This window comes from Bacillus sp. JNUCC-21 (genome assembly GCF_041222765.1).
Lineage (GTDB): Bacteria > Bacillota > Bacilli > Bacillales > Bacillaceae > Bacillus > Bacillus velezensis.
In genome coordinates, this window is record NZ_CP166019.1 from 4,141,680 (window position 1) to 4,154,000 (window position 12,321).

The following is a 12,321-nucleotide window of genomic DNA, read 5'->3' on the forward strand; positions in this document are numbered from 1 at the left end:
ATCCGCTCCCCCTCTCTCAAACTTATAATCCTAATTCCCGTCCCCATTTTGACACTTTGTCAACATGATACGGCAGCAGTTCCCCTCCCCGATTGTCGAAGATTCTCCGCAATTGGGTATGAAGCCCTTTCTCAAGTGTTCTCTGCAAATAAGCCATTTTATAAAGCGTCATAGGAGGGGTCTGAAAATGAATGCCCCGCTTTTTCATTTCTTTCGTATACACTTTTACGCAATACGTCCGAATATCTTCTGCGTGCCGGCTCCAATCTTTTCTGAAGCCAAGCAGAATTTCAACCAGCACCGTCATATCAAACCAAACCGGCGCGTATTTTGCGGATTCCCAATCGATGAATTGAATATTCCACGGTTCATGTCCGGACGCATCGTGGGTGCAGATATTCTGCATATGAAGATCACCGTGTGTGATGGCTGAGCCGTTTTGTATCAATTCAGGGAAAAAATCCGGCTCCTCCTGCTCAAGCAAGTTTGTGATTTGCCGATAATGAGGCTTCACGATATCTTTTGTGCGCTCATCTTTAAGAGCCCTATCCAATAATTCCGCTGTCTTTTTGATCTGCTTTTTACGCCCTTTTCTCATGGTTTCCGATCCATATACCGGCAGCCACGACCGCCATTTACCGTCAAAAATATTCTTGTTTTCAAAGGTGCGGCTGTGCAATTCTGCGACAGACGGAATAATATACTTGAAATGCTTCGGGTGAAATGTAAGCTGTCCCCTGATCTGGCTGACAAACTCCATAAATATCCACGTTTCATGGTCACTTTCTTCTATAAGATAGATATCCGGCAGCAAATCCCCTAAAACAGAACGGGCTTTCCCGTATATATTAATCTCGACCTTGTTTTTTTCACGGGAAGATTTATATACCTTCAATATCAGCGGAACAGTGCCGGATTTTTTCTTTACAAACAGTTTATAAATGGCGCTTCTGTCCGTCGATTTCAGGCATGTGATGTCATCCGGATTCACCGCAGCCCTTTCACCGAACGAATACGACAGTTTTTCGTCAATTCTCAGTTTTTGAAATGCGCCATACAAAATCTCCTTTTCATACATGCCGATCTTCCTTCCGCTTCCGTTTCCAGCTGTTTTTGAGATGAGACCAAGTGTTTCTGATAAATGGCATCGGGTCATTCCAAGCAAAAAGAGCATACTCTTTTTTTCCTTTACACCCTTTCCAAAAATCCCGGAACGTCATTTCTCCTCTTTTTCGTTTCTTCAAAAACGTTAAGAAATAACGCACCTCATAAATCCAGTTGATTCCGTCTTTTTGTTCGAGCTGGGGCTTCACATGTTGTCCGGTCAAATACAGATAGTACATGTAAACGAAATGAACGCCTGCCGGTTCTGTCAGGCTATGGCTGAGCCAAAAGCGCGGATTAATTTCGATAAACTTGTAAACATTGTCCCGGGGATCCTTTTTAAATTCCGCCATGCCTACTCCCTTCAGCTGAATCGCTTCAAAAAACGGCAGGGTCTTCTCGATTAAATCAGGAAGCCGTTTGCTGACGACGTGGGCCCCCGCGCCAAAATCTGCAGGGAATTGATGGTTCTTTTGCAGAGAGAATAGGCCCATTAATTTCATTTGGTCATCATAAAAAGTGGCGACTTTATAAAAACACTGGTTGTCTCCGGGGATGATCTCCTGCACGAGCAGTTCTCCATTTTCTCTGTAGGAGCTGAACTCCTTGCGCAATTGTGCGGCATCCTTCATTACAATTGCTTTTTTGTTTACTTTTTTTCTGTATTCATGGCCGGCCACCGGTTTTAAAATACACGGGAAGTCAATATTGGCGATGGCCTCTTCCAGCTCATCCTGATTGTTCGGAAAAAAGGTTTTCGGGCAGGGGATGTTATGCTTGACCGCTAATTCATATGCTTTGCTTTTATCTAAGACCGTTTCTAACAGAGAGCGGCTCGGGAGCAAAAATAAAAAAAAACCGGCTAATGTCTCGCGGAATTTAGATATAAATCCCGCATAATCATCAGATCCTGCGTACAGAACCGGCTTTGCTTGGAATCTCTTCCCAAAATCAGTCAGAAATGTCAGCAGTTCTTCCTCTTGTGTTAAAGGGCTGGGACATATCCCGCAATCTGCCAATCTTGATTTTCCGATACGATAAGGTCCCTCCGTGTCAAACGCGTAAACATCGATTCCTCTTCGGGCCAGGCTGCGAATGATCCCAATCCCGTTTGCACTGAAATCAAGTACAACGGCTGCATGTTCATGTTTCATGATCTCCCTCCGAGCTGTTGGTATTTTGATAAATCGATTCGATATTTTTTATCATCGTCTCACTGCTTAAATATTTCTCCGCGTAGGCCTTTGCGTTTGAAGCAGCTATCTTCCGCGCAGATTTGTTAGTGATAAAAAACGCTAAAGCCCGGGCAAGAACCTTTACATTTCCCGGCTCGACAATAAGCCCCGTTTTGTTATGGCGGATCAGATCCGGAATACCCCCGCAATCGGTCGCGATGACAGCCGAGCCGCTGAACATCGCTTCAATAATCGAAATAGGCAGACTATCATTAATGGTCGGCAGTACGAATATGTCCGTCATATTCAAAATAGCGGGAACATCATCTCTTTTTCCTAAAAAGGAAACCATAGATAGATTCAGTTTTCGAGCCTGTTCCTCTAAGGCGCTCCTCATCTCTCCGTCGCCCGCGATCAGCACTTCAACATGCTCAAGTACATCAGATGGAATTCTCGAAAGGGCGTCCAGTAAATATTTGTGACCTTTTCTCGGGCCTAATCTTGCAATACACGAGATGATGATCTTATTTTTCGGTACCGGGGTTTTTCTTTTCCCGCCTGTTTTTGCATCGTAATCGATTCCTGTGATCACCGTTGTCATGTCTTCCTGTTCGGCTCCGAGCTTCATGAGCGGGCTGCGGAACGTATCGCTGATAATAATCAGGCGATCTGCGTATTCAATGGCTTTCATCTCTAATGTTTTATAATAAATCTCTTCTACCGAGCCTTTTTTAAAGATGTGAAATTTAAGTCTGTTGAAAGTAAACATGCCATGCGGTGTGAAAAACAAAGGTTTTTTATAGATTTGATTGAACCTGCCTAACATATTGGCTGTAAATAAATCTTGAGCGTGGAACACATCATATCTTTCCAAATGAATCTTTTGAAGCATTTGCTCGTATATAAACATCAGCCGATTATTTTTCAAAATATGATCGTTATAATCCCCATATCTGTCTTTAAAGAAATCTTTTAATTTCGGAACAACAGCCGCCCGCAGTTCTTTTACCTGTGCGGACGGAAACAGATTAGGGGATATGACATCCACCTTATGACCTCTCTTTTTCAGGCCTTCACTAAGCGTTTTAATATAGTTTGATAAACCGCCCGTGTGCGGGTAGTCCCAAAACGTGGCAATCAAAATGGATAACTTCTTTTTTTTCCTGTATACCGGCGGAATTTGATCTGCATGTTTCATCTGTGTCTTTATGGCTTTCTGTTTTTGCAGGCGCGTTTTGACCCCGTAGTAGCGGTCAAGCGTCTGGATCATATACGGATAGGGGACGGAAAATGTCTTGTTCATTTCCAGATCCTCCGCACGATTTCAAAAGCTTCAGCGTATTCCACACCCGCCGTCATCCCTCTGACTTTTCCTAAATGTTTTACGCCTTCATATGAACGGGGATGAGGGTAATCCCTCATTTCTACGTCATAGTGGTGAAGCGCCGCGAGTTTGGCATCCATTGTGTCTGTGATATTGACGAAGTAATTGGGCTTGAAGAGTTTATCAGCCGTATTTCTCTCCCACTCGCTTGAAGATAGCGTTTCAAACGTAAGCAGTTCGATAGGCTTTTGATTCGGAAGCGGCCTGGCGGCTGTTAAAACTGCTTGGAATGTTCTCTGGTGGTCCATATTGATATCGCCGTAATGATGTGTAAAGATTTTATCAGGCTGATAGACGCGAATGAGCTGCTCTAATTCTTTGACAAGCTTATGAAGAGGGATACATTCCAGCTCTAAATTCGTGTGCTCCAAAAAGATGACTTTCTCAATTCCAAGCTCTTGATTCGCGCGTTCGCCTAATTGTTTAATATGATGAGCTTCTTCTTTTCTTCCTAATGCCGTAATAACGGAAATCACTTTATATCCTTCATTGATCAGCCGTTTTATGGTGCCCGCTGATCCCAATAGTTCATCATCGGGATGAGCGCCGATAACCATAATGTATTCTGCCATTTTTTCCACACTCCACCAAACAAATGTTACAAATATCATATGACGACCCTAAAAAAAGGAAACTTACATGTGCGGATTTTCAGAAACTTACATGTGCGGCTGCCATTCCAGGTAACGTGACGGATTTAATTTTTTTATAGTGTTCAAAAACTCATCCGCCAAGCCGTATTTGTCCAGTCCTTTTAATAGTTTTACGGGAAACCGGGTAATGGCGGAAAAAGCTCTTTTATGGTCGATGACTTTAAGATTGCCGTATTCATTGATCAGAATGTGCCTGATTTCGGCATCCCATCTGGTAAAACCGATTTTCTTTAATTCATCCAGCATATTTAAAATATCAGCAGTCAGTTTGACGGACAGGGATTTTTCTTGTTTGATATGGCGGGCAAGAGAGGTGCCTTGGACATATTCCATCACAATATAACGATCTCCGTATTCATACAGTCTTGGAATCACCGGGGAACCTTGTCCGGTCTTTAAAGCTGCCAACTCCTTCTTGCATGTCTCTTTTTCAAAGAAGTACTTTACGCATTTGTTGTGTGTTAAACGATAGACTTCCCCGTCTTTTCCGTCACCGATCAGCGGATAGTGCTCCAGCGCCTTTTTATTCTCCGGATTATTAAAATATGTTTCAGAAAAAAATCGTTTCATACCGACACATCCTTCGTTATGATGTAATATAATATGCAATCTGGTAACGATCGGAAATGAAACAATCTCATCATTTTCTTGCGCTGCGCCGTCTGCTGACATGAAAAAAACCCGCCGGATCGGCGGGTTTTTCATTGTATTTTACGCTTCTTCTTTTACGTGAACCTTCAGCACAGCCTGAACTTCAGGGTGCAGCTTTACAGGAACGTTTGTATATCCCAGTGTGCGGATACCGTCTTGGAGCTCCAGTTTCCGTTTATCCACTTTAATCTTATGCGTTTTTTGCAGCGCTTCTGCAATCTGTTTGCTTGTGACAGATCCGAATAGACGGCCGCCTTCACCGGATTTGGCACTCAGCTCAACAGTCAGCTGTTCAAGCGTTTCTTTCAAATCTTTGGCTCTTTCAAGCTCGGCAATCGCTTCTTTTTTCTCTTTTTCTTTCTGTCCTTTCAATGCGCTGATGTTTGTCGCATTTGCTTCGACAGCGAGGCCTTTTTTAATGAGAAAGTTATGTGCATAACCGTCTGCTACGTTTTTCATTTCGCCTTTTTTTCCTTTACCTTTTACATCTTGTAAGAAAATAACCTTCATCTCTGAACGCCTCCCTCAAAATATTCATCAATGGCTTCCTTCAGCCGGACGAGCGCTTCTGAGACAGAAATGCCCGATAACTGGGTTGCCGCATTGGTTAAATGCCCTCCGCCATCCAGCGCCTCCATAATAATCTGCACATTGACCTCGCCCAGCGATCTCGCACTGATGCACACCGTATGCTCATCCCGTCTGGCTACCGCAAATGAAGCTTCCACTTCACTCATCGATAAGAGGGAATCAGCCGCCTGCGCAATCAGCACCTGGTCAAAGTACTCCTCTTCGTTCTCAGGAAGAGAAGCAATCGCGATATGTTCTTTATAAAGAGACGTATGCTGGATCAGCTTCGCCCGCTTGATATAAGAACCGACCGATTCTTTGAGAACTTTCTGCACCAGAACCGTATCTGCGCCTTTCGCTCTCAAATAAGAAGCGGCGTCGAACGTCCGCGAGCCCGTGCGAAGGGAAAAACTCTTCGTATCCACTATTATACCAGCTAACAGGGCCGTCGCTTCAATCATATTGATTTTGAGCCGCTTCGGCTGGTATTCAAGCAGCTCCGTCACGAGTTCTGCGGTGGATGAAGCATATGGCTCCATATAAACGAGCAGCGGGTCTTTAATAAATTCCTCGCCTCTGCGGTGGTGGTCAATCACAACGATGTGCTCGATTTTGTTCACGAGACGCTCTTCCATCACAAGGGATGGTTTATGTGTATCAACGACGACAAGCAGCGTGTCGTCATTTGAAATTTCCATCGCCTCTTCCGGCGTGATGAACCGCGACCACAGCTCTTCATATTTTTTAATTTCTTCAATCAGACGCTGAACGCTTGATCCGATCTGGTTCGGATCAATGACGATGTAGCCTTCTTTGCCGTTGGCCTGCGCCACCTTCAATATTCCGATTGCGGCTCCGACTGCGTCCATATCAGGAAATTTGTGCCCCATAATAATGACATTGCTGCTTTCTGAGACAATTTCCTTGAGCGCGTGAGAAATCACCCGGGCGCGCACCCTTGTGCGCTTCTCCATCGGATTTGTTTTGCCGCCGTAAAATTTCACCTTGCCGTTCGGCATTTTGATCGCCACTTGGTCGCCTCCGCGGCCGAGAGCCAAATCGAGGCTGGACTGCGCCAGATCTCCAAGCTCCTTCAAGGAAGAAACCGATGCGCCGATCCCGATGCTGAGGGTCAAAGATACAGTGTGAACGGATGTTTTTTCTCGGATTTCATCCAAAATCGAAAATTTCGCGTTTTCAAGCTCCGTTAAAATGTGTTCATTTAACACCGCGATAAACCGCTCCGAGGACGTCCGTTTCAGGAAAATGCCGTACTCCTGCGCCCACGCATTTAATAATGAGGTGACCTGGCTGTTCATCGTGCTTCTCGTTTGGTCATCCAGCCCCTGTGTGACGTCATCATAGTTATCTAAGAAGATATATGCCAGCACGGTTCTCTCATTTTCGTACTGCTTTTCAATCTGAATCTGTTCTGTCACATCAAAGAAATAAAGCAGGCGCTCATCTCTTTTAATCACTACTTTAAACTTCCGCTCATTCAAGGTGATCGTTTCCGAATCAACCTCCTGCTTGATCAGCGGCACGACGGCCTCGCATGTGTCATACAGCGAGCGTCCGACGAGCGTGCTTTCATTAAAACAGGAAGACAAAAACGGATTCGCCCACTCAATGTAATATTGATCATTAAACAGCATAATTCCGATAGGCATTTCCATTAATGCCTCTTCGCCCACTTTTTTCAATCTATACGATAACGTGGAGATATAATCGTCAATTTCTTTTCTGATCAGAGAATCCGCACGCTTAATGAAAAACAAGATCACGGCGAGCAGCACAACGCCGATGGCTCCTATCAGCCAGTTAAAGTAAATGCTGATGAGAATTATGATGATTGACAATGCAATCAATGCATAGATGGGATACCGAAACAACGGTTTTTCATAAAAACTAGGCATTTCTATCAACTCCCCACCTGTAAGTCACACTCAATTTCGCGTCACCTTATTTCTTATGTTAAAGCCTATGTCAATGATGCCTAAGAGGAGATACACGGACAAGATGAGCGGAAAAAGCACCCCCAGCACAATTGCTAATACAGGAACGGCTTTCGGCATCTCCATTTCGCGGCAATAGAAAAAAATAAACGCTAATCCTTGAATACAAATCAGCAAGCTGAGAATAAATCCCCCATTCAATGAAACCGAATACAGCATATGCCCTTTTTCTAAAGGCAGAAACCCTAATATCGTCACAATAAAATACAGAATGACAACGCTTTGCGGGAGTTTGAGCTCTCTAAAAGGCTTCATCTTCGGAAGATCAGGGGAAAATCGCCGTAAAAGCGGCCTTGCCATAGCATAACTGAGGAAAGAAAAAACGATGCCGGTCAATACGAGCACTGTCGGAAAAAGATATTGAACCGTGCTCAGCTGACTTTCCATCAGCTTGATCTGCTTCCCGAACTGGTCTCCATAACCGAGCTGCTTTGACATGGTATCAGCCACAGACAGCGACTCCCGAAGCTGGGACATGGTGGTATCAACCACATTCATATTAAGAAACACGATGCTGACCACAAAAAAAACGACGCCGCACAGCACATACGCCATAGCGCCGGCAACAACCGCATAGCCGGGCTGTTTCTTTTTAAAATAATATCCCATGGCGATTCCCGTACAGGCCGCCGTAAAAGCGCCTGTAAGCCCGGTAAACGAACTTACAATAAAGCTGACAGGAAGGCTGGCAAGCCCCATCCATACCCCGGGCTTCAGACCATGCCGAATGGTGTAAAGAATGATCGGCAGCGGCAAAGCAAAGAGAAGAATTGCCCCCAGTAAAGGGAGGTACACGACCAAAAGGGAAATGATTGCAAAAATACTGATCAAAATGGCGCCTTCTATTAGAGCCCTTGTATTTTTCACTTACTCACCTCAAACCTTGTATCATTCGAACCATACGAATAGAAAAGAGCAGCTTAGACGACTGCTCTTTTGACGCCGCAATGTCTCTTTCAGGACCTGAATTTTCCATAAACTCTCCAAAATACACGTATATATTTTAACATAAGTCGAAATCGCAAGTAAAATGAGCGCGGACAGCCGCAATGTTCCATGTGAAACATGAAAACAGACAAACGGACATCCCAGTGAAAGAATGCCCGTTGTATCAGTGATCCTGATCATCCATGAAACCAGAAGTATCTCTGTTTTTCTTTTTGGTTTTTCGTACATATAACAAGACGATAACGATAAGTAAGAGAGTGGTCGCCTGCAAAACCCCGCTGCTGAAAAGGAAGAAGTTCTTTATCATGTCCCACATATAGTTTCACCTCTATTTCGTATTTCCTTTACATTGAGTTTCCCTTTCTGGAAACTTCAAAACATCAGGAACAACATCGGGACCGGGGCATATGCTGAAAGTGAAAATGAAGGATAAAGGAGATTCTTACACCATGACTGAGCGGAGAACATTAGCATGGCATGAAACGTTAGAACTGCATGAGTTAGTAGCTTTCCAGGCAAACGGACTTGTGAAATTAAAAAGAACAGAGCGGGACGTAAGCGATGCCAGATTAAAACAGCTCTACAGATTTTCCATCCATTCGCTGGAACAAAATCTGCGTGAACTGCTTCCTTTCTTCCCTGAAGCTCCCGCCTTTCGTGAGGATGAAACAGAAGAGCGCGCTGATTCCTCCTTTTACAGCGGCGGCCTGCTGATCCTGGCCAAAACATCTGTCCGCAATTATGCCGGAGCCATTACAGAGACGGCCACACCTCAATTAAGACACGTCTTCGTCAAGCACTTAAACGCGGCCATCAAGTGGCATCAAATGGTCTTTGAGTATATGGAAGAACGCGGTCAATATCCGGCTTACAACTTGAGCGAATTGCTGAAGAATGACGTGCGCAACGCCAGAAAGGCCATCGCGATGAAATAAAAAAAAGCAGCAAGGAATTTAATCCTTTGCTGCTTCTTATTTTTGAGCGGACTGATCTTGAGGAGACGTTTTTTCCCGGTATACCTCGAGAAACTCCCTGTTGGCATCTCCCCATTTCTTCATTTGCAAAACGATCGGTTCCAGCGACCTGCCGAATTCGGTAAGAGAATACTCCACCTTTGGAGGCACCTGCTGATATACCTCGCGATGCACGATGCCGTCCGCCTCAAGCTCGCGAAGCTGAAGCGTCAGCATACGCTGCGTAATGCTGGGGCAAATGCGCCGAAACTCATTAAACCGCTTCTTTCCGCCGATCATATGATAAAACAAAATACCCTTCCACTTTCCGCCGATAACGGAAAGCGTCAGTTCAACCGGACAACCTTCTTTATTCGGATATATGTTCATTTTTCATCCTCCATAGTACCTTTTTTGATACTATATGCTGATTAGCATCTGACTTACCCAGTATTTTACTCGCAATCCTCTCCACCTCTCAACAAAAATGCTTCTTTTTCACATCAATTTTTAAGGTTTTGAAGATTACACCCTCCTCAAGACGTGTTAAACTATAAAAAGATTGTTTACACTACAAAAAAGGACAAGGAGTTATTATGGAAAAAATTCTTATTTTCGGACATCAAAACCCAGACACAGATACCATTTGCTCTGCCATTGCCTACGCTGATCTAAAAAATAAACTCGGCTTCAATGCTGAGCCCGTCCGCCTCGGACAAGTCAACGGCGAAACACAATACGCGCTTGATTATTTCAAGCAGGAAAGCCCGCGTTTGGTGGAAACAGCCGCAAACGAAGTAAACGGCGTCATCCTTGTTGACCATAATGAACGCCAGCAAAGCATCAAGGATATCGAAGACGTTCAGGTTCTTGAAGTTATCGACCACCACCGTATCGCCAACTTCGAAACAGCGGAACCTCTTTACTACCGTGCTGAGCCGGTCGGCTGTACGGCTACGATCTTAAACAAAATGTACAAAGAAAATAACGTGAAAATCGAGAAAGAAATTGCGGGCCTCATGCTGTCAGCAATCATTTCCGACTCTCTGTTATTTAAATCTCCGACTTGCACGGAGCAAGATATCGCAGCGGCAAAAGAGCTTGCTGAAATTGCCGGCGTAGATGCGGAAGAGTACGGCTTAAACATGCTGAAAGCGGGCGCCGACTTAAGCAAAAAAACTGTGGAAGAACTGATTTCTCTTGATGCGAAAGAGTTCACGCTCGGCAGCAAAAAAGTCGAAATCGCCCAAGTCAACACAGTTGATATTGAAGATGTTAAAAAGCGGCAGCCGGAATTAGAAGCGGCTCTTTCAAAAGTAATTGCTGAGAAGAACCTTGACCTGTTCCTTCTCGTGATTACGGATATTCTGGAAAACGATTCCCTTGCGCTTGCCATCGGTGATCAAGCGTCAAAAGTGGAAAAAGCATTCAACGTGACTTTAGAAAACAACACGGCTCTTTTAAAAGGCGTCGTATCCAGAAAGAAACAAGTCGTTCCTGTTTTAACAGACGCGATTGCAGAATAACCAACACACCCCGGAAACCAGCCGGGGTGTTTTTTTATTGCTCAATCATCAGACGGCGTTTCGTAAGCGCTTTCTCCGAAAATTATTTTGACGGAATTTAATATAAAATATACAATATATAATATATCACATGGAAGACGTTCGATTTCCTAATTATTGTAAGTTAGCATCACAACATCAGAATCGGGGGTGTCTATCCTGGAAAAACACGCTGCTCTTTCTTATTCACGAACAACAGGCATTTGGCTTGTGCTGACAGGAGCTATCTTATGGGGGGTCTCGGGAACGGTTGCCCAGTATCTGTTCCAGCACCGCCATTTTAATACAGAATGGCTGACTTCGGTGCGCCTTCTGGCGTCAGGGGCGCTTCTGCTCGGCATCGCGTACCGCAAAGAAAAAGGACGGATATGGGCTGTTTGGAAAGACAGACGGGACAGAATTCCCCTTCTTTTATTCGGGATTTTCGGAATGTTAGGCGTTCAATACACCTACTTCGCGGCAATTGAGTACGGCAACGCGGCAACTGCTACCGTTCTTCAGTATTTAGGGCCGGCGATCATTACATGCTTTTTAGCGATTCGCGCAAAGAGAATTCCTTCAGCAAAAGAGCTGCTCGCCGTCTTATTGGCGGTTGCCGGCACATTCATTTTGGTCACGCACGGGAATGTCGGAAGCCTGTCCATATCCGGTCTGGCCGTCTTTTGGGGCATCAGTTCGGCGTTTGCACTGGCGTTTTACACCCTTCAGCCGCATCGTCTGCTGAGGAAATGGGGATCCGCCATAATTGTCGGATGGGGCATGCTGATCGGCGGAGCCGCCCTCAGCTTGATCCGCCCGCCCTGGACATTTGAAGGCGAGTGGTCCTTTCCTGCATATGCCGCGATCGTGTTTATCATCATTTTCGGAACGCTCATCGCTTTTTATTGCTACTTGGAAAGCCTGAAATATCTGAGTGCCTCTGAAACCAGCCTGCTCGCCTGTGCAGAGCCGCTGTCGGCAGCTTTTTTAGCTGTGATCTGGCTGCATGTTCCCTTCGGAATATCAGAATGGCTGGGTACTTTGCTGATTTTAGCTACCATCGCTTTATTATCTATCAAGAAAAAATAACCTCTCTTTTTTAGAGAGGTTTTTTCCTAGGCCCAGAGCACCCCTTAGTCTCAATTACCCATATATTAAAAGGCCTTTTTTCATTTTACTATCATCCAAAAGAGGAAAATAGACCAGTTGTCAATAGAATCAGAGTCTAATAGAATGATGTCGACAAGTAAATCATGCAGGATTGTTACTGATAAAGCAGGCAAGACCTAAAATGTGTTAAGGGCAAAGTGTATTCTTTGGCGTC

At 44.7% G+C, this 12,321-nt stretch carries 13 protein-coding genes; 3 read left to right on the forward strand and 10 right to left on the reverse strand.

Translation table 11 applies throughout. The features are described 5' to 3' along the window. Nucleotides 1–22 precede the first annotated feature (22 nt). The 9 genes from JNUCC21_RS21045 to JNUCC21_RS21085 form a co-directional block, all read right to left on the reverse strand. Nucleotides 23–1,078: a phosphotransferase gene (locus JNUCC21_RS21045; protein ID WP_072589777.1), complete on the reverse strand. Its 1,056-nt coding sequence runs from the start codon at nucleotides 1,076–1,078 to the stop codon at nucleotides 23–25. Continuing rightward, nucleotides 1,071–2,258, reverse strand: coding sequence for a carbamoyl-phosphate synthase (locus JNUCC21_RS21050; RefSeq protein WP_369878471.1), 1,188 nt, complete (start codon nucleotides 2,256–2,258; stop codon nucleotides 1,071–1,073). The genes JNUCC21_RS21045 and JNUCC21_RS21050 overlap by 8 nt, the downstream gene beginning before the upstream one ends. After that, entirely contained in the window at nucleotides 2,248–3,582 is a 1,335-nt protein-coding gene (locus JNUCC21_RS21055; protein ID WP_072589778.1) for a glycosyltransferase family 4 protein, read from the reverse strand. The genes JNUCC21_RS21050 and JNUCC21_RS21055 overlap by 11 nt, the downstream gene beginning before the upstream one ends. After that, entirely contained in the window at nucleotides 3,579–4,235 is a 657-nt protein-coding gene (locus tag JNUCC21_RS21060) for a PIG-L deacetylase family protein (protein WP_023357224.1), read from the reverse strand. The genes JNUCC21_RS21055 and JNUCC21_RS21060 overlap by 4 nt, the downstream gene beginning before the upstream one ends. 87 nt (nucleotides 4,236–4,322) lie before the next feature. Continuing rightward, nucleotides 4,323–5,021 carry a kinase gene (locus tag JNUCC21_RS21065; protein WP_079891037.1) on the reverse strand — a complete coding sequence of 233 codons (699 nt, stop codon included), beginning with the start codon at nucleotides 5,019–5,021 and terminating at the stop codon, nucleotides 4,323–4,325. A 6-nt stretch (nucleotides 5,022–5,027) separates the two neighbouring features. Further along, a complete protein-coding gene (gene rplI / locus JNUCC21_RS21070; protein WP_004393063.1) occupies nucleotides 5,028–5,477 on the reverse strand; it encodes a 50S ribosomal protein L9 in 450 nt (149 codons plus the stop codon). Then, nucleotides 5,474–7,453 (reverse strand): DHH family phosphoesterase, encoded by a 1,980-nt coding sequence (locus JNUCC21_RS21075; RefSeq protein WP_007407911.1) that lies wholly within the window; start codon nucleotides 7,451–7,453, stop codon nucleotides 5,474–5,476. The genes rplI and JNUCC21_RS21075 overlap by 4 nt, the downstream gene beginning before the upstream one ends. Before the next feature lie 30 nt (nucleotides 7,454–7,483). Next, complete coding sequence (locus tag JNUCC21_RS21080; RefSeq protein WP_369878472.1) at nucleotides 7,484–8,419, reverse strand: YybS family protein; 936 nt, start codon at nucleotides 8,417–8,419, stop codon at nucleotides 7,484–7,486. Between the two features lie 244 nt (nucleotides 8,420–8,663). Beyond that, complete coding sequence (locus tag JNUCC21_RS21085) at nucleotides 8,664–8,816, reverse strand: hypothetical protein (RefSeq protein ID WP_004393059.1); 153 nt, start codon at nucleotides 8,814–8,816, stop codon at nucleotides 8,664–8,666. A gap of 133 nt (nucleotides 8,817–8,949) precedes the next feature. Between JNUCC21_RS21085 and JNUCC21_RS21090 the strand changes: the two genes are divergently transcribed. Continuing rightward, the gene (locus JNUCC21_RS21090; protein ID WP_007407913.1) at nucleotides 8,950–9,435 is read left to right on the forward strand and encodes a spore coat protein; all 486 of its coding nucleotides are present in this window, start codon (nucleotides 8,950–8,952) and stop codon (nucleotides 9,433–9,435) included. A 36-nt stretch (nucleotides 9,436–9,471) separates the two neighbouring features. Here JNUCC21_RS21090 and JNUCC21_RS21095 read toward each other — a convergent pair whose 3' ends face one another. Then, nucleotides 9,472–9,843 (reverse strand): helix-turn-helix domain-containing protein, encoded by a 372-nt coding sequence (locus JNUCC21_RS21095; RefSeq protein WP_072589779.1) that lies wholly within the window; start codon nucleotides 9,841–9,843, stop codon nucleotides 9,472–9,474. A 206-nt stretch (nucleotides 9,844–10,049) separates the two neighbouring features. Here JNUCC21_RS21095 and JNUCC21_RS21100 point away from each other — a divergent pair, with 206 nt between their 5' ends. Both JNUCC21_RS21100 and JNUCC21_RS21105 read left to right on the forward strand, forming a co-directional pair. Then, nucleotides 10,050–10,979, forward strand: a complete 930-nt coding sequence (locus JNUCC21_RS21100; protein WP_004393053.1) for a manganese-dependent inorganic pyrophosphatase — start codon at nucleotides 10,050–10,052, stop codon at nucleotides 10,977–10,979. Nucleotides 10,980–11,168: 189 nt separating this feature from the next. Then, on the forward strand, nucleotides 11,169–12,086 hold the full coding sequence (locus JNUCC21_RS21105; RefSeq protein ID WP_318526402.1) for an EamA family transporter: 918 nt from the start codon (nucleotides 11,169–11,171) through the stop codon (nucleotides 12,084–12,086). The last annotated feature ends 235 nt before the right edge of the window (nucleotides 12,087–12,321 follow it).